Consider the following 22314-nt stretch of genomic DNA (forward strand, 5'->3'; position numbering starts at 1 on the left):
TAAGTAATAAAAAGGACGACAAGCATGAGTCATTCGTATCCAGACCATACATATCCAAGCCATGTCAGAATCGTTGATGTCAGTCCTCGTGATGGACTACAAAACGAATCAATGACGGTACCGACCGATGTTAAGCAAACGCTTATCAACGATTTGATTGCAGCAGGTGTCAAAAAGCTGGAAGTTACTAGCTTTGTCTCGCCAAAGTGGGTGCCACAAATGGGCGATAACAGCGCACTACTTGATGCGCTAGCGCCGACACGGCATGCGGACATTTGCTACTCAGTCCTAGTACCCAACATGCGCGGTTTTGAAAATGCCATCTCGCATCGTCCTGATGAAATCGTTATTTTTGGCTCAGCCAGTGAGACCTTTAGTCAAAAAAATATCAATTGTAGTATCGATGAGAGCATTGAGCGTTTTGCACCAGTAGCAGCGGCTGCAAAAGCGCAAGGCATCAAAGTACGAGGCGTTATCTCTTGTACGGTTGGCTGTCCTTATGAAGGCGACATTGACCCAAGCCAAGTAGCGTACGTCACCAAACGATTGGTTGAGATTGGTGCTGAGCAGATTGGCATTGCCGATACCATTGGTGTTGGTACACCGCTCAAGGTACAGCGCGCCTTACAAGCCGCTTTAGAATATGCTGATATCTCTATGCTATCGGGTCATTTTCACGATACTTATGGTCAAGCATTGAGCAATACACTAGCCGCATTACAAATGGGTGTCAGCGAATTTGATACCTCGGTGGCTGGCCTGGGCGGCTGTCCTTATGCCAAAGGCGCAACAGGTAACGTGGCAACCGAAGATGTTGTGTATATGCTACATGGTATGGGTATCAGTACGGGTATCGACTTGGATAAATTGGTCGTGGCAGGCGAGCGTATCAGTGCGTTCTTAAAGCGTCCAAATGGCTCAAACGTGGCACGTGCCATCATCAATAAACGCCAGTCTTAAATTTTGGCTTTAAAAAACAAATTAGAACTTAAACGTTAAAAATATCAGAATATCAAAACACAAGGAATAGTTATGAGTTTACCTGGATTGAATTTTCAACTTGGCGAAGATATTGATGCATTACGCGATATGGTACAGCAGTTTGCAACCAATGAAATCGCCCCACGTGCTGCCGAGATTGATAGCAGCGATGAATTCCCAATGGATCTATGGCAAAAGATGGGTGATATCGGTCTGCATGGCATTACCGTTCCTGAAGAATACGGCGGCTCTAACATGGGCTACGTCGCACACATGGTCGCGATGGAAGAGATTAGCCGTGCGTCTGCTTCTGTAGCACTGAGCTATGGTGCGCACTCAAATCTATGTATTAACCAAATCAAACGTAACGGCTCTGAAGAACAAAAGCAGAAATATCTGCCAAAGCTAATTAGTGGCGAGTTCATCGGTGCATTGGCAATGAGTGAGACAGGCGCTGGCTCAGACGTCGTTAGTATGAAGCTCAAAGCCGAAGAAAAAGATGGCAGCTATGTGTTAAACGGTAGCAAAATGTGGATCACCAATGGCCCTGACGCTGACGTGATGGTGGTTTATGCTAAGACCAATCCAGAGCTAGGCGCGAAAGGCATGACCGCCTTTGTCGTTGAGAAAGGTATGGAAGGTTTTGGCACGGCACAAAAGCTGGATAAGCTCGGCATGCGTGGTAGTCATACGGGTGAGATGACCTTTAATAATGTTGAAGTACCTAAAGAGAACATCTTAGGCGGCCTCAATGAAGGCGTTAAGGTATTGATGAGCGGGCTGGATTACGAGCGTGCAGTATTGGCTGCAGGTCCTATCGGCATCATGCAAGCGGTGATGGATAATGTCGTGCCTTATATCCATGATCGTAAGCAGTTTGGTCAAGCCATCGGTGAGTTCCAGCTTATCCAAGGTAAAGTCGCAGATATGTATACGATATTGCAAGCAGGTCGCAGCTTCTTGTACACTGTCGGCAAAAATCTCGATATGTTGGACGCGCGCGGTGCCGGTCATAGTCGAGAAGTACGTAAAGATTGTGCCAGTGTAATTTTGTGGTGTGCCGAAAAAGCCACTTGGATGGCAGGTGAGGGCATTCAAATCTTTGGTGGTAATGGCTATACCAATGAGTATCCACTTGGTCGCTACTGGCGTGATGCCAAGTTATATGAGATTGGCGCAGGAACTAGTGAAATTCGCCGCATGCTAGTCGGTCGTGAACTGTTTAACGAGACCAAATAAAGCATAATAATGATTTAAAAGTTAACTTTTATCGAATAATTTTTTCTTAAGTTTTAAAAATGTGCTACGTTATATGTCTCATAGCGTGGCACTTTTTAATGACTGAAATAAAAGACTTTTATCATGACTCGTAAATTACAGACTAATTTAGCTTTTAATATCGCTTCTTACTTTTTAACTAACATAAAATTTCTCAGTGCTTATAGCCTATTAGCCATTTTGTTCACATTGTTTACGATGACAGCGAGTATGGTGCCTGCACAAGCAGAGCTGGTTGATTTGTCTAGTCCTGAACCTGTTATTCAGCTCTCTACTCAAGATGCTAGCTGGCTGAAACCGCCAAAGTTTGATCGACTTGTTCGTTCTATGAATAGATATTTAATCAATTGTTCTTATGATCAAGACGGGAATGTTATCAGACCTTGCGAGAGAACAGGTTTAGAAATGGTTTTTTCATTGCGCGTTGATAAGCAAGGTAGTATCCAAAATGTCAAAGTTATTAAGAGTAGTGGTAAAGAAGTGATAGACAAAAAGGTTGCTAGAGAACTTTACAAAGCTCGACTTAAACCTTTTTCGAGAAAAGGACAGGCAGTAGAAGGTAACGTTACATTACCGATTGAATTTAAATAGCCGTAGAATAGTAAGAAAAATTAAGTAGATTTAAACCAAAAAAGCAGTACGCCTAAAACGTACTGCTTTTTTATTAATCATTTTATAAGGTTCATAAAATGATTACGACTGTTTGGTATGATCAAAATATCGTGCCAGACCGTTCAACAATAAATCATCACGTAAGCGTACTGGACGGTTGACGTGCTGCGAGATAATAGATGCATCACCACCCGTCATGATAACTTCAAAGTTGGGATAACGATGGCTAATCTCATTGATGGCACCGACGATAGAGAGCAAAATGCCGCGATGTACCGCATCTTGTGTGGTCATGCCTTGACCAACACTATCAAAGGTGCCGTTAGAGATGGTGATTTGCTTAGTGCCTGAAAATAGTGATTCACGTTGCAGATAAATACTAGGGAAAATATAACCGCCCAAATGCTCAGCATGATCAATCAAGTCAATGGTCACTGCTGTGCCACAGCCAATCACGCATTGACGTTTTTTCTTATCCACGGCGCCCAGCATCTGTAGCCAACGATCACAGCCGAGCTGTTCGTCATTATAAGCACTCTTCATCAAAGCATGCGCTGCATCGACATGGACAAACTCAAACGGAATATTCAGACGACCTAACGTCTCTGACACTTTAACATTTAAATCGTCGCCCAGCACCGATGAGATACCAATGAAATCAGGCGCATAACGCTCGAAGCGATCGGTCAAACCCATCAGTAGTTCGGCAGGCGCTTGCAAATGTTGCTTGGCATCATGCGCGACTATTTGTCCGATATCATCGGTGAGCCAGTATTTTAGACGGGTGTTGCCAAGATCTAACCAGAGCATAAAAATCCCTTTATATCGTGCCCATTGGGTCTTTGATTTAAGCCTTATCAATAACGTCGATGCGTCCGGTAAAAAGCGCAGAAATCTTACCGCTATCTTGACGCAATTGCAAACATCCATGTGTATCAAGACCACAAGCATAACCTGTGATGCTATCTGTTTTACCGTTATGCTCTTGAGTAACGTGCAAGCGTAATCCTGCCAGTGCATCCATCGACTCAAACTGTTTTAAAAAGCTGTCCAAATTATAGCTTTGACCAGTGGGCTTCTCTAATCCTAAGTGCTCAAAGCGTGTCATCGCGGCTAGCAGGGCTTTACTCATTTGTTGGTAAAGTATTTTTAGGCTTGGCAGACTCACAATATCTGTTTCTGGTTTTAGCCTCTCATAAATATCCTGTAGGCTAATCGCCTCATAACTCATGCCTTCGCAGGTCTTTGCCGTGAGATTGGGCGTTGACTGTACATTAAGTCCTACGCCCATCACTACGCCGACCAATTTGCCCGTTTGCGACACGGGTTCTATTAAAATACCCGCAAGTTTATGAAAAGGTAGGGTCTGTGCTGCCAGTTTAGGCTCATTTGACACTGAGTCAGATGGCGGTTGATAAAAGCCCAAATCATTTGCCCACTTCACGCCGATGGGCGTCAATCCTTGCGCGCGCAATTGCTCATTTAATATTTGAATAACGGGCATTTTTGCTAGTTCAACGCCGATAATTAGTGACAATAAACCGCTAATCGGCAGATGAACAGGATGATATAACGACAGATAGACATTGCCGCGCGGTGATTGCCACGAGCGCCCGTGCTGCCCACGACCTGCGCTTTGGGTTTCAGCGGTCAGTAGATGCATCTGCGCAGCATTTAACGTGCCATGTTGTACATCTGCTATTAGCTCGCTATTGGTAGAGGCACTGCTGACAAGGTGGCGATGGTTCAGCTGTGGTAAATGATGAAGCTCTAATGAGTCGTCAGAAAAATTGGAAAATGGCGGCATAAGTTTCGTCGATGTGGTTAATATAGCGTGGATAATCTTTGTTATACTGGGTGATTGTCATGAGATTGTCACGATTAGACAATACCAAATAAACAGCATAAAGGTCGGATTATGATTTAGCAAATGCGATAGGCAAGTGATTATAAAACTAAAGAATTTTGATAAAAATAAGTGTGATAAAAGGCTGATTCGATGATGTTATATATGTGGTTTGTGATTGCAGGCGCGTTTGCGGGTGTCAGTGCCGGTTTATTTGGCGTTGGTGGCGGCATGATTATCGTACCAGCACTGGTATGGATTTTTACCGCTTATGATTTTTCACCAGAAGTGGTGACCCATTTGGCGATTGGTACGTCACTGGCGACCATCGTTGTGACCTCGATCAGCTCAATGACTGCGCACAATAAGCGCGGCGGCGTGCGCTGGGAAGTATGGCGCAAAATGGCACTCGGCTTGGTCATCGGTAGTTTGGTGGGAGCAGGTATTGCCGATATGATTGACGGTAAAGTATTGCAAGCCATCATCGGTGTCGGCGCGTTATTGGTCGCTTTAAAAATGCTGTTTTTGTCCAATAAAGAGCAGCTGGGCAAACCGCTACCGTCAGCTGGTGTACAGTTCGGCGCGGGTACAGGGATTGGCATGGCGTCGTCTATTTTTGGTATTGGCGGTGGCAGCTTAACCGTACCATTTTTAAATTGGGCGGGGTTACCGATGAAGCAGTCGGTCGGCACGTCTGCCGCTTGTGGATTGCCGATTGCATTGGCTGGTGCGGCAGGGTTTGCGTGGTTCGGGCAAGATGTGGTCAATCTGCCTGAGGGCACGATAGGCTTTGTGCATATCACGGGTTTTCTATGTATTTCTGTCGCTAGCTTTGCGATGGCAAAAGTCGGTGCGAAGCTTGCGCACCAGTTGCCTGCGCTAACGCTCAAGCGTGCCTTTGGGGTGTTGTTATTGTTTGCAGGCGGGCAGCTGTTATTAAGCGGGATTGGGGTGATTTAAGTGTCTATTCTTTTAATAAGAATTAGAGCTGTAATTTGGGAATACTAATAGAATGAAAGCAGCAGAAAAGTATCGCCGTGTTTTCGGCTCAATGAGTCATTTAAAAGACCAGATACCATGGACGACTGGTCTATCCAATATGGTAGAGTTTTTAGTATGGGAGCCGCAGCGTGTTCTCGGTATTAGCAAAAAGCAATATGTAAGACAGATTATTGAATGGGCAACGGTTCCAGAGCTGAAAGATAAGAGCTTACAAGAAATCGAGCAAGCTGTTAGTAAAAACTTGAATCAAAAAATGAGTGAGTCTGAGCAATTAGAAACTTATTCAACTCAAACGATAGGTATCTGCAATGCTAGGGAAGCGGTCCGACGCGTAAAGTTCTTTTCTGAGGATTATCTAAATAAAGAGTTCGATATTTTTCTGAGTTTATGTAGTGACATTTATCTAAACCTATTTTATGGGCAATTCATTAAATTTGAACAATGTGGTTCGTGGTCAACACACGGCAATAGCGGCATCTTTGAATTTAGTACCGAACTAAAAGCTATGTTCATGGACAATTTATCTTATAACCATGAGGCAAATATATTGATTGCCAATGAATTAAAGCTTAATGGCAAGAAAAACGCTGACCAAATATTAAAGTACTGCTTAATGTACAAGTATTTATTAGAAATAGGCTTCATTGATAAAGGTGCAAAGTTTCTACTACTGTTTATCGGTGGCAGTATTATAGAAGAGGATAAGCAAAGCCTAATTAATCAAGAAATAGCTATGTGTCAGAGCAAGCCAGCAAAATACCAACACTTATTACAGCCTGAGTTATTGGAAGTAATTGCCCATTTAAAAGTTGCGAGTATCTCTTGGCGGTCACTGATTGAGTTTAATAATCATTATTTGAATGAAAATGAGATTTGCCAAGTCGAGCAAAAATTATTGAAGGGTTTCAATCAAAGCCTTCACTCAAAATCGTTTATGCACTTATGACTCTAATTCTAAAGCTCATTACGACTTTAGATAAAATAGCTGTCTACTTCCTATCAATCGCATCAAGCCCCAAACGCATCCACTTTCTTGCTAGCTCATCATGGTCGCTGAGCATACTCCACAGCGCATCTTCACTAAAGATAGAGTATTCATCACCTGAATGTTCAATTGGCAGATCCGCTTCACGATCTGTCATCCATTGCGGGTCTAGGTAGTAAGTTTTTAACTCATTTTGCAAGGCTTCAGCTTGCAAAAACTGCTGCTGCGCTTCGAGTTGCTGGCGATGCAGTTTGCACCATTGCTCATATTTTTGCTGTAGTTCTTGCGGATTATAGTTAGGCATTTTTATACTCTTATTTTTTGATAGTTAGACGAATGATTATTATTTTCAGCCCTATTATAGCATCTGTCACAAACCCTAAAAATCCGTCACAATTTCAGGTAGAATAGCCGCCTGTTTTCGCCATATTTACTGATCCTTCATGCGCCTAAAATCTCTAAAGCTGGCAGGCTTTAAATCCTTTGCCAATCCAACGACTTTTACCTTTCGTCATGGTATTACCGCCATTGTCGGGCCGAACGGCTGTGGCAAATCTAACGTCATTGATGCCATTCGTTGGGTGCTGGGCGAGACATCTGCCAAGCAGTTACGTGGCGGCGCGATGAGTGACGTTATCTTCGCTGGTACGCAAGATAAATCCGCCAAAAGTGTCGCTAGTGTCGAGCTAACCTTCGAGCATACGCAAGATGAACAAAATGGCATTCGCCATGAGTTTAATCTGTATCAAGAGCTGTCCGTTCGTCGTCAGGTAAATAAGGAAGGTCGCTCAGATTACTTTATCAATGGCACGCGTTGTCGTCGCCGTGATGTGGTCGATGTGTTTTTGGGAACGGGACTTGGCGCACGTAGCTATGCGGTGATTGAGCAAGGCATGATTGGGCGTATCGTTGAGTCTAGCCCGATGCAGCTGCGTGAATTTATCGAAGAGGCGGCAGGGGTGTCGCGCTATCAAGCTCGCCGTGAAGAAACCCAAAAGAAGCTCGAGAAAACGAAAGATAATTTAGCACGCCTGCATGATATGCAAAGCGAGCTGGTCAGCCAACAAAAACGTCTGTCTAAACAAGCCGCCAGTGCTGAGCGTTATGAAGAGTTGGCATTGACACTAGCTGATATCGAGCAGCAGCTCGCCATTCAGCAGCTGTACCAAGCCAAGCATACGCAGCAGCAGCAAAAAATAGCCCATGAGCGTAGCACTGCCGAAGTCGCCACGTTGCAAGCCGACTATGAAACGCTAAAAGCCCAACAAGATAAGCTCGCCACGCACATTAACCAAGAGCAATGGCTCAAGGACGATGCTCAAAGCGCTCATTATCAGCAGCAGCTAGGCTATCAACAAGCCGAGCACGAGCTGAGCGATGCCAAGTCGCAATTGACTGTGATTGAGCAGCAACTCGCGAGCTTGGACCAGCAGCGCGCGCAAGCAGTAAGTGAGATTGATCGATTAAAAGCTGAGCAAGCCGAGCAGCAGGATATATTAGAAACGTTACGTCCACAGCTCACTGAGTTGACGGGTAGACGTGACATGCATAAGCGTAATGAGCAACCGCTGCAACGCGCCTACCATGACGCGCAAAATCAGCTATCACGCTTGCAGGATGAAGCTCGATCGCTAGAACAGCAGCAAGCAATTAATAGCCAAGCACAAAAACGTTATCAGCAAAATAATGAAAAATGGCAACGTCGTCAGCAAAATTGGCAGCATTTATGGCAGCAACTCCAACAGTCGCTATCACCAGTTGCAAGTGCTGGTTTGCAAGATAATTCTGATACGAATAATTTGCAGCAGACGTTAGTGGCGCAAGTTGCCGAGCTAAACAAACAATTGCATCAGATTGAACGCCAACAAGACAGCGTGGATGAGCGACTGTCTGAGCTACAACCGCAAGCGCAGGATTTACAGCAGCAATTGCATACGCAGCAGCGCGAGTTGAGCGAGAATGAGAAGCGCCACGCCGTATTGGCAGGTGAGTACGATACCCTGCATCAGATATTGCATCCTAAGCCGACACCAAAATCGCAACCGCTTGTTCATGCAAAAACTGCTGATATTAAAAGTGATTTAGAAAATGAAATAGCTAGCGACTATAGCCAATTGACCATTACCATCTTGCGTGACCAGATTGAGTTAAGCGCGAAAGGGCAGCAGCATGCAGAGCTACTTGATAGCGTATTGGCATTGTGGCTAGATAGCCATGTGCTGGTTTCTAATCGCACTTATCAACCAAATGTTGATAACGTGAGCGATGATTCTGAGAAACCGCACAGCTTATGGCAAGTCCTTGAGCATGACTTAACAGCTTTATTTATTTATCAGACTGCGCAAAACGAGGATGCTAATACAGAAGAGAAGTCACCGATAGAAAATGGTCATAGCCTGTGTCTATCTGCTAAGCAAAGCGAGATTAAAGACCATTTATTTATTAGCGAATTACCAGATACTTTAATTGATAAAATACTGCCTTTATCACAGCTGATTACTGCCCCTAACTTAGCGCTTTGGCAGCAATGTTATTTATATGTTGTTCCATCTGAAACGACTCATCAGCGGATGCTTGCATCGCTCGCTGACATCGTAAAAATATTACCGTCGTCAGCCATTTTACTAACCTCGGACGGTTGGCTTATCAGTCGTCAGGGTACGATTAATCTCAGTAAATTTATTGGTGCGCAAAATGGTCAAAACGATAGCAATAGCCAATTCTTAAGCCAGCGTTTACAGCAGCGCAGCCGTTTACAAGCGTTAGAAGATTTGCTTGATGAGTTTGAAACCAAAATACAAGAGCAGAAAAAGACCATCGCTAATAACCAGCGTAACTACGATGCGTTAACGGTCAGCTTAGAAGAAACGCGCGCGCAAGCTGAACAATTAACCCGCGATAAGCATCAATACCAGCAGCAGCTTACCACCGAGCGCGCCAACGTTGAACGTCTACAAGCGGACAGCCAGCGTCTAAATGCTGATAAAGTTGCCCTTGAGCAAGAGCAACAAGAATTAGAGCAAGAGCAAAAAACGCTTCATCATGAGCAGCAGCAGATCCAAAGCGAGATAGCAGCGCTGACGCCGCAAATAGACGACGCTCGTGCATTAAGTCAGCAATTACAATCCGAGCGTAGTGAGCTAAATCGTGCGCGTCAAAAGGATGATGACGCTTGGCAAGCATTGCAACTTCGTATTCAACAAAGTGAGATGCGTCTAGAACATAGTGTGAGTAGTCTTGCACGGGCAACTGCGCAACATGATAAATCGCTACAAAGCGAGCAAAGTCTAAAAGCGCGTCATGAGCAGCAGCAAAGTAAACTGCCCGCACTACAAGCAGCATTGCAAACAGCACAGAAAGCACGTGATGAGCAGCAAGTAGTATTAACGACACGCGAGACAGCATTAACGGCGCTTAAAGGGGAATATAGTCAGCAGCAGACTGAATTAGATACACTGCAAAACGCCTTGCAAACGCAGCAAAGTGAGCTTGCCCGCCTCGCCACTGAGCTGGCCTTAAGTGCGGCGCGTTTAGACGATGCCAGTGCTCATACGCAAGAAGCGCTAGATGCTTACTATAAAGTCAGTCATAACTATAAAGTGCAATCGGATACAGCGCAGCAGCCCCAGCCCCAGCATCAGCAACAAGTGATGAGCGTCTCAAACTTATTGGCGGATTTTATTGCCCATGATCGCCGCGTACGTCCAGATAAAATCGCAGAATTAAATTCTGAGCGCGCAAAGCTTGAGCAGCAGCTCAGTAAAATTGGCGCGGTCAATCTCGCTGCAGTAGCAGAATTGGCAGAAGTTAATGAGCGCTTAGAGCCACTCGCGCAGCAGACAGCAGACATTGCTGCTAGTATGGAGACGTTAACGGAGGCGATTGCCTCGATTGATGAGACTACCAAAACGTTATTTATGCAGACGCTTGAGGCGGTCAATACCGAGCTTGCCAATTTATTTGCCAAAGTCTTTGGTGGCGGGCAAGCAAGCTTAACGCTCAATACTGACGATATGCCTGCTAATGCGCCAAAGTCAGAGCAGTGGCGGGCAGGGCTGACTTTAATGGCGCAGCCAAAGGGCAAGCGTAATAGTCGCCTTGCTGTACTATCAGGTGGTGAAAAAACCTTGACCGCGCTAAGTTTAATTTTTGCGATATTTAAGCAGCATCCAGCACCGTTTTGTGTGCTTGATGAAGTCGATGCGCCGCTTGATGATGCCAACGTTGCTCGCTTTACTAGCCTCATTCATGAGTTAGCAGACGACTTGCAGTTTATTTTTATCAGCCATAATAAGCTGACGATGCAGATTGCCGATGAGCTAAAAGGTGTTACCATGCCAAGCGCAGGTATTTCTACCTTGGTCAGCGTCTCGCTCGATGAAGCCGCGCGTTACCTTTCTGATTAAGAGCAGCCCAGTAATAAAATAATTGATAACTGGCAGCCATTGCTAGTGGTATAGTTAGGGCTAGAATCTAAAGTCACGCAAATATTTCGGGCTAATGATAAACGATGACTATATGGTGACGATATTAATCAGCCATGCTAGACTATTGCCATTTATTCACTCTTATATCTTCCCTTTTGTCATATATTAGGATGTATTTCTCATGACCGCTATCCAGTTTATATTAATCGCCATTGCCGCATTTATCGTGCTTGCAGGGCTATTTATGGTCATTCGCAGCTTTAAGCGTCGCAAAACTGCTGAGGCTGCCGCGGTCAATTATGATAAAAACGGTATCCCCATCATACCGCGCCACGAGCGCAATATCGTTGATCAGCCAGACTTAGACGATACGGTCGCGGGCGAGACCAGTATCGGTCCTGATCGCAGTTATTTGGATGCAGTCGTTGAAGAAGAACCTTTGACCCAGACGCATACCCATGTCGATGCACAGCTAACGGCTGGTCGTGGTGAGATAAATGACGCTAATAACGATGTGGTAGATGACGCCGACTATGCGCGCTGGCAAAATGAGCAGCAGCATGCCGATGATAGCGAGTTTGCGTTTACTGCTGAGCAAATGAATATCGAGCAAGAGCCAGATGCGTTTTCAAGCTTGGTTTCTGCAACCGACAGCCTGATGCCAGTGATTGATACCGCAGACGAGCCAAGCTTTGATAATAATAGTCCGATACTCGATCAGCATCTCTCAGAGCCGGTTGATGAAGCGCAAAACGGTCCGTTAATTAATGCCAAAGACAACATTAATATTACTATCTTGCCGCATCAATACCGTGACCGCCCAGCCGCGATTATCCGTGGTCGTGATTTATTGGCGTTAATTGATAAATACGGTCTACGCTATGGCGCGATGAATATGTTCCATCGTTATGAGCAAAAAGACGGCACCGGCATGCTGTGGTTTAGTATGATGGGCATTACTGATAGTGGTATCGCACCTTTTGACCCGCATAGCGTGGCGACCAATACTTACAATGGCGTGGTGGTTTTCTTATCCTTGCCGCATCCACAAGCGCTGCGTAGTTTCGATAGTATGATGAGCATCGCCTATATGATGGCAAGTGATTTGGACGCCGTTATGCTTGATGAAGAGAACGAACCAATCACCCCTGAATACAAGCAGCAATTGCGTAACCAAGTTCGTGATTATGAAGGTTAGTTTTCATCAATCCATACAGGCTAATTAATACAGGCTAGTTAATACAAACTGACGATATTAATAGCAGTATAAAAGGCAAATAGCGCTTGACGTTATTTGCCTTTTTTAGTTTTTGGTTGATGAGCGTTTCATTCGCCTGATTTTCTATAAACTTGGTTTTCTACAGAATCGATTTTCTACAGAATTAGTTTTCTACAAAATCATATCCGCATATCCTGCAAACTTGTTATCATATCGGCATCTTGAATCGCAAAAAAAAGACGCCGACTATGACTGATCCTATCGCACCGCTTACTTCTAAAGACATCAATACTGCACAATCTGCAAGCAATGATGTTGCTATCGTTACCCAAATGCGCACGCTTATTGATAATTTAAAGACGCATAATTATGCCTATTATGTGCTCGATAATCCGATTTTAGAAGACAGCGAATACGATCAACTGCGTCGCTCATTGCTTGAGCTTGAAGAACAACACCCAGATTTGGTACAGCCGGATAGCCCAATCAATCAGGTTGGCGATATGCCACTGTCAGCCTTTACCCAAGTTACCCATGATATTCCGATGTTGTCACTGGGCAACGTCTTTGATTATGACGAGCTGCATACCTTTATGCGCCGCGTCAATGATCGCCTCAATGACGCGCAGAAAAATCCTGAGTATGAGATGGAGCTAAAGCTTGATGGCTTGGCGGTGTCACTCAAATATGCTTATGGACAATTTACCCAAGCGGTGACGCGCGGTGATGGGCAAACGGGCGAGGATATCACCCAAAATGCCAAAACCATTCGCAATCTGCCACTTTGGCTTACTGCTGCAAGCGATATTCCGTTGTTAGAAGTGCGTGGTGAAGTGCTGATGCCAAAAGCAGGCTTTGAGCGTCTGAATCGCCTAGCGGAAGAAAAAGGCGATAAAACCTTTGCCAATCCACGTAATGCCGCCGCTGGTAGCTTACGTCAGCTTGACCCCGCTATTGCTGCAAGCCGTCCGCTCGCCTTTTATTGTTATTCAGTCAATCAAGGTCTACCTGAGACTATCGATACCCAATCAGCGGCATTGGCTTGGCTTGGTGACATTGGTTTTAGCGTCAGCGCGGTGAGAGTGGTAAAAAACCCACGCGAAGCACAAGCCTATTATGAGTCGATGATTGAAACACGTACTAAACTGCCGTTTGAAATCGATGGCATGGTCATCAAGGTTAATAACTTGGCATTGCAGCAACAGCTTGGTTTTTTATCGCGTGAGCCGCGCTGGGCAACCGCTTATAAATTCCCTGCCGAAACGGTGATGACGCGTCTAAACGATATCGAATGGCAAGTTGGACGCACCGGACAAATCACCCCAGTTGGTAAGTTAGAGCCAGTCAAAGTCGGCGGCGTTACCGTCAGCAATGTCACCTTGCATAACTTTGGTGAAATTCAGCGCTTGGATGTGCGCGCAGGCGATATGGTTAGCGTCCACCGTGCCGGCGATGTCATCCCTAAAGTCACCCGCGTTTGGACAGATCAGCGTCCAGAAGATTCAGAACCTGTTAAATTGCCATCGACTTGCCCTGTATGCGACTCCCCTGTGGTATTGCCTGAAGGTGAAGCGTTGGCACGTTGTACTGGTGGTTTATTCTGTCCCGCGCAGCAGCAAGAAGCGCTTATTCATTTTGTCTCGCGTCGGGCGATGGATATCGATGGCTTAGGCGCAAGTTGGTTGATTAGCTTTTTTGAGCACGGTTTGGTCAAGACCGTTGCCGATATCTATCAGTTGCACAAGCATCAAGACGAGCTGATTACGCTTGAAAAACTAGGGGAGAAATCAGTACAAAATATCCTCAGCGCCATTGAAACCAGTAAACAGACGACGCTCGCACGCTTTATCTATGCGCTTGGTATTCGCGGCGTCGGTGAGACCACGGCGCAGAATTTGGCGCAGCAATTTGGCGACCTCGATAGCTTGATGGCTGCTGATATCGATAAGCTACTGCAAACGCCTGACGTCGGTTCGATCACTGCTGAGCTTGCTTATAAATTTTTCCGCGCACCGCATAATATCGAAGTCATCACGGCATTGCGAGAAGCTGGCGTGCATTGGGATAAGGTTGAGCAAGTCGCGTCAGAAGGATTGCCACTCGATGGTCAAACATGGGTGATCACCGGTGCGCTCGATAGCATGGCGCGTGATGAAGCCAAGGCCAAACTACAAGCATTGGGTGCAAAAGTCTCAGGTAGTATCTCAGCAAAAACCACGGCACTGTTGGCAGGTGATAAAGCTGGATCGAAAATGGCAAAAGCGGAGAAGCTGGGCGTTAAAGTGGTGGGTGAAGACGAGTTTTTGGCGTTGGTTGGAGAGTAGAGTATGAATACTGATGACATGGAAGGTCTGGACGAAGAAACTCGGAAAGAGATTGAAGAGTTGCAGAAAGTGACGCGAGAGAAAGATGGGGATGAAGCTTTTGCAGAGGCTCAAGCTACTATTGGAGAATTCTTGATAAAAAAGAAGAAACCTGAAAAAGCTATAGAAGCTTGGTCTAAGGTTGAGCGTTCAGATAAATCAAACTTGTATGCTAAGTTACAAATTAATATTGGAATAGCTTTTAGAGAATGTGGAAATATTGAAAATGCTTTAAAGTCATGGCGTAATGTAACTCGCTTAGATGATCAGGAAGTTTATGCACACGCGCAGTTTTATATTGGACTTGCATTAAAAGAAAATGGTGATGATAGAGAAGCTATACAAGCTTGGAATAATATAAAACATACGGATCATCTGGAGCTGTATGCTAAGGCAAAGCTTAATATTGGACTTGCATTGATTGAGCAACAAGATAATGAAAATGCTGTAATAGCTTGGGAAAAAATAAAGCATTCTGATAACCCAGCATTATATGCTAGTGCACAAATTAATATTGGTAACGTCTTAAAGAGAAATCAAGATAATCAAGGTGCATTGCAGGCATTCTACAATGTCAAACGAGAAGGTGATCCAATAGCATTTGCTCACGCACAATTTAATATAGGTGCTATATTACAAGAATTGGGAGACAATAATAAAGCAATAGAAATATGGGAAAAAATTATACCTTTAGATGATCCAGAAGTGCATGCCAAAGCGCAATTTAACATAGGCATTACTTCATACAATAATGGTGACAAAGAATTTGCCTTAGCAATATTGGAAAGTATCAATCGTGCAGATAATTCTAATGCATATGCAAAAGCTCAATATGTAATTGCTAAAATACTAAAAGAGAGAAATAATTATGGAGATGCGCTCAAAGCCCTATGTAGTATAGAGCAATCTGATGATCCAGAAACCTATGCTCATGCAGAACTCGTTATTAATTCTTTATTAGATGAAGTAGGAAATCACACAAGTTCACTAGAAGCATTGCGTAGAATTAAACATCAAGATAGTTCTGCAGCTTATTCCTTAGCACAATGGCTGATTGGATCTGATTTTGAGAGAAATGGGAATATAGACGAAGCTATCAAGAGGTGGAGTAATATAAATTATTTAGATAATCCACAAGTATATGCATTTTCTCAATATCAGACTGGACTATTATTAATTCGTGATCATATATCAAAAAAATACAAAGATGCTGAACAAGCTTTTACTAATTCTGAATCAACCTATCCTTATGAGTCATATTGCTACAGAAAAATATGTGAGTTATTAACAACTCCAGAGACGAATAATTTTGGTCTAATTTCATTAAATTTATTAGACACAGTATTAAACATAGTTAATATTTTAACTTTAGACTTTGATAGTCACGCTGATGAAGAAAAGCCTTTTGAAAGAAAGCTTGCTCATTATACTTCGACATATACTTGCAACTTGCTATTGGGTAATGAGCAGAAGGAGATAGCTCCGAGCTTGTTCAGACTGAATACAATTAATAATGTTAATGACCCTAGTGAAGGTCAATTACTTATTAGAAAGCTGAAAGGTATAAAAGATAATAATTTTACTGCATTAGATTTCAATGAAGAATTCCACGCTTTTATAAGCTGTTTCACTTTCAACCATGACAGTCTTAATCAGTTTAGACTTTATGGTAAGCAAGATAACAAAGAAGCTTCTGGAATGAGCTTGGTGTTTAAAAAAGAATTTTTCCAGTCTCAGAACTTCGTAGGAGGACTATCTCATTTATCAGTTGAGAACACTTCAAAAATTATTAAAAATATTTCAACTATAAATGATACGAAACTAGATAACACAAAGGTGCAAGCATCTGAAGATAATAAGATAGTTAAATACTCAGTGATGAGGTGTGTTTATTTAGACCCAACATCAGAGTATTTTCATTTAGCACAACGAAATCGTTTAACGTTTTTTCGTGAATTTGGCGAGAAAAGAATAATAAAAAACGGTACAGAGCAGTCTCAAGCTGAATATGAGTGGGGTATTTATCAAGATTATATAAAGATCATTACTGATGAATTCAAAATTGCTTATGAAGATCTTAAGGTTACTTATGAAGAAGTAGAGACGGAAATTAACAGTGTAAGGTTTATTCTTGGGAGCTTGAAGCAGAAAGAGTTGAACACCTTATTAGATGAAATCCTTTTACCTTTGAAGTATTTGATAAAACATTCAGCATTTCGTGAGGAGCAAGAGTGTAGGATGATTTATATCACTTCGATTGATAGGCCTGAAGTGACAATGGAGTATGGTAGTTTTCTATATGTTGAGTATGAACCTAGTGTTAAAGATCATCTCGATAAAATCTATATAGCACCTGCTGCGCTTCATCATAAGAGGTACTTTGAGCATCTTCTAAAAGACGTTGATGTACCCGTTGAGAAATCAGAAAATGTATTTAGATAGTTGTTGCCAGTTATTTTCTTACGAAAAATCATAAATAATATGGATGCTGACTCATGGCCTATGATCATTTATTCCTGTATAGGTCATCATCCATAATATATATCAATTTTCTACTCCACCACCTCACTATGCGCCTTCACATCACTCTTTTTACCATCAGGCACAATCACAATAGGTAACACCAGCCCTTTCGCAAAGTCATCAGACAGCACATAATCATAGCGACTGGCAGCGACATCAGGCGTAGTATGAATAATGAGTTTCATCTCATTGCCATCGGTTAGCTCATGCGAGACATAGCTTTCACTCAGCTGATCCAACGCTTTAGATAGTGCCTCATTACTCGCCATGCTTATCGTTAGATTATGCTGAGCGGTGGCATTATCCACTTTGAAATACTCTGCGTAGTCGCGCACATTTTGGCTATCGAGCGCAAACGGATATTGATAATTGGCAGGGTCAGCGGGCTTCTCACCGCTCGCCATGACTGACCAATCAATAGTCTTAGTGGCTGTCGTTGATGAGTCTGCGGTCGCCACCACTGGCTCAGAAGCTTGAGCGGCAGTTTCAGCATTGTTGTCGCAGCCTGCCAGTGCCCACATGCTGGCAGTAGCGATGATCATCATATTCATTAGGCGCTTAGCCATCGACGTATCCTCAGTATTATTAATCATAAACAATGTCCTATCAGCGCTATTTTGACAGGTTTCTTGATGCTTCTCTAGACAAAAGCAGCAAACCGTTCATTCTAACCAACGCTTTACCTAAATCTAGGGTTTTAATGTCAGTTTTGATGTCAGTTTTGATACAGATATTCAATGCAATATTGTTCAATCAACACGCAAAAAAAACAGCCATCCTATGATGACTGTTTTTTATAAGTAGCTAGTTTTTTACAACTGGCAGACTGTTTATAGCTAGCCAACTAGATTTGGCAGTTTACTTGATATTCTTTACCGTTTGCCCATTTGATGGCAAAAATACCTTTGTCGCCTTTCATGTGCCATGCATAGACAGCTTCTGGGTTTGACTCATTAACGTAGCTTGCGGTATCACCTTGTACATCACCATTTAAGATGATTGGTTGCTCAGCCCATTTTACTTTAGGCAAGGTTGCATTGAGCATCACTTGTTTTTTATTAATAGATTGTTTAGCCATGATGGTGCTGTCGTCAGTACAGGTATAAGGTGCTGGTGCCATACGATCATAAGCGGCATCGGTGACGCTTTCTGATGCAGGCGTGTTCGATGCATTTGGCGTAGTAGGAGCCGTGGTCGCACAAGCACTTAATAGGGCAAGGGTAGGTAGAGCAACAGCAAATTTGGTTAGGGTGTTCATGGCATTCTCCAAAGGTATAAAAATCATAATGTATTTATTTTTAATAATGCGTTAAGCATATAGCGCATATGGTAACGAAAACAGCGCTTGAAGAATGTTAGAAATTGTTTGTTACGTGTTCATTAAGTTACTTAATCACTGACTAATGTAACGCATCATTTGGCGCGTTTTGGTCGGTATTTAAGCTTTGATTACGTATTTATTAAAAATAAGCCGCTTCAAAGGAAAAAGCGCCTATCGATCTTTTGACCGATAGACGCTTTTTTATGGGCTTAAATAAGTGTTCGTCACTCATTTAAGTATCTGTATTTAGCACTGAGATACAGGACTTTAACTACTTGGTTTTACGCGGTGGCAGACCAGTATGCTGGGTTTGGAAATTGCCTTTGCTCACGCGCTTTTTGGTATTTTTGCTGACCGTATTTTGACTCGCAGCGCCTTTAGCGGATGCGCCATTGGTTGACGAATTATTATTACGCTTCACCGAGTCATTACCTAGGCGGCTGTTCTTTTTACGCGCCGATTGATAGCTGTCTTGTGCCGCATCGCGCCCTTCTAAACTGGCGTTGAATGGCGGGATTAAGCAACCACGGTTTTTACCAATCAAATCACCACGACCCATATCTTGCAGAGCTTTACGCAATAATACCCAGTTTTTTGGATCGTGATAGCGCAAGAACGCTTTATGCAATTTGCGCTGCTTACCAGATTTGACGATATCCATGTCACCTTCATCACGGCTGATCTTATGCAGTGGATCTTTGTGCGTGTGATACATGGTGGTCGCTGTCGCCATCGGGCTAGGATAAAACGCTTGCACTTGGTCAGCGCGGTAGCCGTGGCTTTTTAGCCACAGCGCAAGGTTCATCATATCCTCATCTTTCGTGCCCGGATGCGCGGCGATAAAGTAAGGAATCAGATATTGCTCTTTACCTGCTTCTTGGCTGTACTGCTCAAACATGGCTTTGAATTTATCATAGCTGCCCATGCCCGGCTTCATCATTTTCGATAAGACGTTTTCTTCTGAATGTTCAGGCGCAATTTTTAGATAACCACCGACATGATGGCTGACCAATTCTTTGACATACTCAGGGTCTTTTACCGCCAAGTCATAGCGTAAGCCAGAAGCGATAAGAATCTTTTTCACGCCCTTGATATCACGGGCTTTGCGATACAACTTAGTCAAATTACTGTGATCGGTAATCAAGTTTTCGCAGACGTCAGGATAGACACAAGATGGCTTACGGCAATTCTTTTCAATGGTCTCGTCTTTACAGCTCAGACGATACATATTGGCCGTTGGCCCGCCAAGGTCAGAGATAACGCCAGTGTAGTTAGGTGCGGTATCACGAATGGCTTCGACTTCTCGTAGGATAGATTCTTCCGAGCGGTTTTGGATAATGCGGCCTTCGTGCTCAGTGATCGAGCAAAAAGTACAACCACCAAAGCAGCCACGCATGATATTGACTGAAAACTTAATCATGTCATAAGCAGGAATGCGTGCATCGCCATAGCTCGGATGTGGCAGACGGGCATATGGCAAATCAAATACGTAATCCATCTCTTCCGTAGATAATGGAATTGGCGGCGGATTGAGCCAGACATCGATAGAGGTGTGTGAGTTACCAGCGCCGCTACTATGACGTTGCACGAGGGCACGGGCATTACCCGGATTGGTCTCAAGATGTAAGATACGGCTGGCATGAGCATAGAGCACAGGGTCAGATTTGACGTGCTCATAATCAGGCAGGCGAATGACCGTCTTTTCACGTGGTGGCATTTTTATTTTATGCTTACGCGCCGTCATTGGCTTGTCTGTTTTTACCTTACTGAAACCACGCATTTGCACCACTTGCGTTTCTTCGTCAACTTGCTCAGCATTTAGAATTTTATTGGCAACTGGTTCAGACACAAAGCCCGGATACTGTGAAGCCATTCCTGAGAGCGCTTGCCCAACTGGTGAGTCGCTAGGCTTGTCTTGCTCGATTGAGCATTGATCCACGTCTTCGGTCATCACATACGGGTTAATAATTGGGTCAACACGGCCAACGGTATCGACATCGTTACTAGCAACTTCAGTCATATCGTCTTGCCAATGGCGGCGCGTTGGCGTCAATAGATATGAGGTACCGCGCAATTTGCTCATCTGCTCAAAGCTATAGCCTTTAGACAGACCATGTACCACATCGACGATGGCGCGCTCAGCATTACCGTACAATAAAACATCGGCACGGGCATCCATCAAGATACTACGGCGCACTTTATCCGACCAGTAATCATAATGAGCGATACGGCGTAAGCTACCTTCGATACCGCCTAAGATAATTGGCACATCAGGATAAGCTTCGCGGCAACGCTGGCTATAGACGATAGCGGCGCGGTCAGGGCGTTTATTTGCCACGTTGCCCGGCGAGTACGCATCATCGCTACGAATCTTGCGATCGGCGGTATAGCGGTTGATCATGCTGTCCATGTTGCCTGCGGTCACGCCGTAAGCATAGACAGGTTTGCCCAATTCCATAAAGGCGTCTTTGCTCTTCCAATCGGGCTGAGCAATGATACCCACACGAAAGCCTTGTGACTCTAGTAGACGACCGATAATCGCCATACCAAAACTTGGATGATCGACATACGCATCGCCTGAAATGATGATGACATCACAGGCATCCCAGCCCAAATCGTCCATCTCTTTGCGGCTCATAGGCAAATAAGGCGCTGGCTCGTAGCAGCTTGCCCAATGTTTGTCGTAGTCGTAAAGTGGTTTGGTGCCTTGTTTAAAGGCGGTGCGGGCGATGGTATCGGCAGACATGAGCGGACCTGTTAATTAGAAAAATGGCACTAAAAAAAGCCGTTATTCATTAAAAATATTAACGGCTCATTTAAAAGTGCTCATTTTAACATGAATTGTCTTCATGATGTCATAAACGATTAGCGATAAGTTATTGATAGTTTAAGTAATCTATGAATAAAAAGGCTTGTAGAAACTAAGCGAATCTTTATTTCAAATCATCGTTTATAGTAAGGATTTATTGCTCTAATAACTGAAATGGGAAAGTAACTACGTCAAAAGCTAAGGCAAAGGGCAATAAAACCAGCTTCTGAGCCGTATTTGCACCACTACGAGACACTTGATTTTGCTGACTTTGTGTATAAAAACTGACCGTATAAGGTTTGCTCAAGGCACGATAATTCGACTGAATTATGCTTAAATTACTGACTTGTGGATAGATAGCGCCTTTGACAGGAACGCTAAAGCAAAAACGCTGAGCATTGATACGCTGGTCACTGGCTGAGGTACATTCTTTGCCGTTGTTTTGCAAAAAAAACTGATAGTCAGAACGTTTAAATTCATCTTTTAGTTTGGCATAAGACAGCTTCATCTCTCCCTGAAAGTAGCCATCATTATTGGGCACATAAAAATTCATCTCATTATCAACTTGGATATTTTTTGGTGTCAAATTGGTCAGTAAATTCACCATCTCTGTCCCACCTTGGGTCAGCACATAGCTGTTTTTTTCACCGACGATCACCATGGTCGCGTTGGGCATTTTTGGTAATGCCTGTGCAGGGCGACCAAAGGCCACAATTTGATCTTCTGACAACACACTTTTAGTTGTCGTTGTGCTGACTCGATTGTCACTGTCTAATAATGAACTGGTTGCACAGCCAGAGCTGGCTAGCAATGCCGCAAGTGATGTACCGACTATCACTGTCTTAAAGCTTAATGCTTTTAGTACTGGATTATTACTTTCTTCTTTTCTAATGGTACGGGTGTTTTTAATCATGGTAAGGCTTCCTTGTCTACTAGGCGATGGACTAC

At 43.8% G+C, this 22314-nt stretch carries 16 protein-coding genes; 9 read left to right on the forward strand and 7 right to left on the reverse strand.

The genetic code is table 11. The annotated features are described in order from the left end of the window. Window positions 1-24: 24 nt before the first annotated feature. The 3 genes from C8D84_RS06620 to C8D84_RS06630 all read left to right on the forward strand — a co-directional run bounded on the left by C8D84_RS06620 (window position 25) and on the right by C8D84_RS06630 (window position 2850). On the forward strand, window positions 25-960 hold the full coding sequence (locus C8D84_RS06620; protein WP_087813966.1) for a hydroxymethylglutaryl-CoA lyase: 936 nt from the start codon (window positions 25-27) through the stop codon (window positions 958-960). A gap of 72 nt (window positions 961-1032) precedes the next feature. After that, window positions 1033-2220: an isovaleryl-CoA dehydrogenase gene (locus C8D84_RS06625; RefSeq protein WP_109590944.1), complete on the forward strand. Its 1188-nt coding sequence runs from the start codon at window positions 1033-1035 to the stop codon at window positions 2218-2220. Between the two features lie 123 nt (window positions 2221-2343). Further along, complete coding sequence (locus C8D84_RS06630) at window positions 2344-2850, forward strand: energy transducer TonB (protein ID WP_109590946.1); 507 nt, start codon at window positions 2344-2346, stop codon at window positions 2848-2850. Window positions 2851-2952: 102 nt separating this feature from the next. On the opposite strand, the gene C8D84_RS06635 is transcribed toward C8D84_RS06630, so the two are convergent. Together C8D84_RS06635 and C8D84_RS06640 are read right to left on the reverse strand one after the other, a co-directional pair. Further along, a complete protein-coding gene (locus C8D84_RS06635; protein ID WP_109590948.1) occupies window positions 2953-3681 on the reverse strand; it encodes a pantothenate kinase in 729 nt (242 codons plus the stop codon). A gap of 37 nt (window positions 3682-3718) precedes the next feature. Further along, window positions 3719-4678, reverse strand: a complete 960-nt coding sequence (locus C8D84_RS06640; RefSeq protein ID WP_109590950.1) for a biotin--[acetyl-CoA-carboxylase] ligase — start codon at window positions 4676-4678, stop codon at window positions 3719-3721. A 195-nt stretch (window positions 4679-4873) separates the two neighbouring features. Between C8D84_RS06640 and C8D84_RS06645 the strand changes: the two genes are divergently transcribed. Beyond that, entirely contained in the window at window positions 4874-5677 is an 804-nt protein-coding gene (locus tag C8D84_RS06645; protein ID WP_170108284.1) for a sulfite exporter TauE/SafE family protein, read from the forward strand. 52 nt (window positions 5678-5729) lie between these two features. Beyond that, window positions 5730-6665 (forward strand): hypothetical protein, encoded by a 936-nt coding sequence (locus C8D84_RS06650; RefSeq protein ID WP_109590954.1) that lies wholly within the window; start codon window positions 5730-5732, stop codon window positions 6663-6665. 43 nt (window positions 6666-6708) lie between these two features. On the opposite strand, the gene C8D84_RS06655 is transcribed toward C8D84_RS06650, so the two are convergent. Further along, window positions 6709-7008 (reverse strand): DUF4298 domain-containing protein, encoded by a 300-nt coding sequence (locus C8D84_RS06655; protein WP_109590956.1) that lies wholly within the window; start codon window positions 7006-7008, stop codon window positions 6709-6711. A 139-nt stretch (window positions 7009-7147) separates the two neighbouring features. Between C8D84_RS06655 and C8D84_RS06660 the strand changes: the two genes are divergently transcribed. The 4 genes from C8D84_RS06660 to C8D84_RS06675 all read left to right on the forward strand — a co-directional run bounded on the left by C8D84_RS06660 (window position 7148) and on the right by C8D84_RS06675 (window position 17155). Then, the gene (locus C8D84_RS06660) at window positions 7148-11110 is read left to right on the forward strand and encodes an AAA family ATPase (protein WP_109590958.1); all 3963 of its coding nucleotides are present in this window, start codon (window positions 7148-7150) and stop codon (window positions 11108-11110) included. Between the two features lie 202 nt (window positions 11111-11312). Then, window positions 11313-12329 carry a cell division protein ZipA gene (locus C8D84_RS06665; protein WP_109590960.1) on the forward strand — a complete coding sequence of 339 codons (1017 nt, stop codon included), beginning with the start codon at window positions 11313-11315 and terminating at the stop codon, window positions 12327-12329. Window positions 12330-12598: 269 nt separating this feature from the next. Then, a complete protein-coding gene (gene ligA, locus C8D84_RS06670) occupies window positions 12599-14674 on the forward strand; it encodes an NAD-dependent DNA ligase LigA (RefSeq protein WP_109590962.1) in 2076 nt (691 codons plus the stop codon). A gap of 3 nt (window positions 14675-14677) precedes the next feature. Continuing rightward, window positions 14678-17155, forward strand: a complete 2478-nt coding sequence (locus C8D84_RS06675; protein WP_109590964.1) for a tetratricopeptide repeat protein — start codon at window positions 14678-14680, stop codon at window positions 17153-17155. Window positions 17156-17265: 110 nt separating this feature from the next. Here C8D84_RS06675 and C8D84_RS06680 read toward each other — a convergent pair whose 3' ends face one another. The 4 genes from C8D84_RS06680 to C8D84_RS06695 all read right to left on the reverse strand — a co-directional run bounded on the left by C8D84_RS06680 (window position 17266) and on the right by C8D84_RS06695 (window position 22279). Beyond that, complete coding sequence (locus C8D84_RS06680) at window positions 17266-17829, reverse strand: hypothetical protein (RefSeq protein WP_228244505.1); 564 nt, start codon at window positions 17827-17829, stop codon at window positions 17266-17268. A gap of 251 nt (window positions 17830-18080) precedes the next feature. Continuing rightward, window positions 18081-18494 (reverse strand): hypothetical protein, encoded by a 414-nt coding sequence (locus C8D84_RS06685; RefSeq protein WP_045443583.1) that lies wholly within the window; start codon window positions 18492-18494, stop codon window positions 18081-18083. Between the two features lie 334 nt (window positions 18495-18828). Next, the gene (locus tag C8D84_RS06690; RefSeq protein WP_109590966.1) at window positions 18829-21303 is read right to left on the reverse strand and encodes a YgiQ family radical SAM protein; all 2475 of its coding nucleotides are present in this window, start codon (window positions 21301-21303) and stop codon (window positions 18829-18831) included. 217 nt (window positions 21304-21520) lie between these two features. Then, window positions 21521-22279: a YidX family protein gene (locus C8D84_RS06695; protein ID WP_109590968.1), complete on the reverse strand. Its 759-nt coding sequence runs from the start codon at window positions 22277-22279 to the stop codon at window positions 21521-21523. Window positions 22280-22314: the final 35 nt, after the last annotated feature.

Source organism: Psychrobacter immobilis (assembly GCF_003148585.1).
GTDB classification, from domain to species: Bacteria; Pseudomonadota; Gammaproteobacteria; order Pseudomonadales; family Moraxellaceae; genus Psychrobacter; species Psychrobacter immobilis.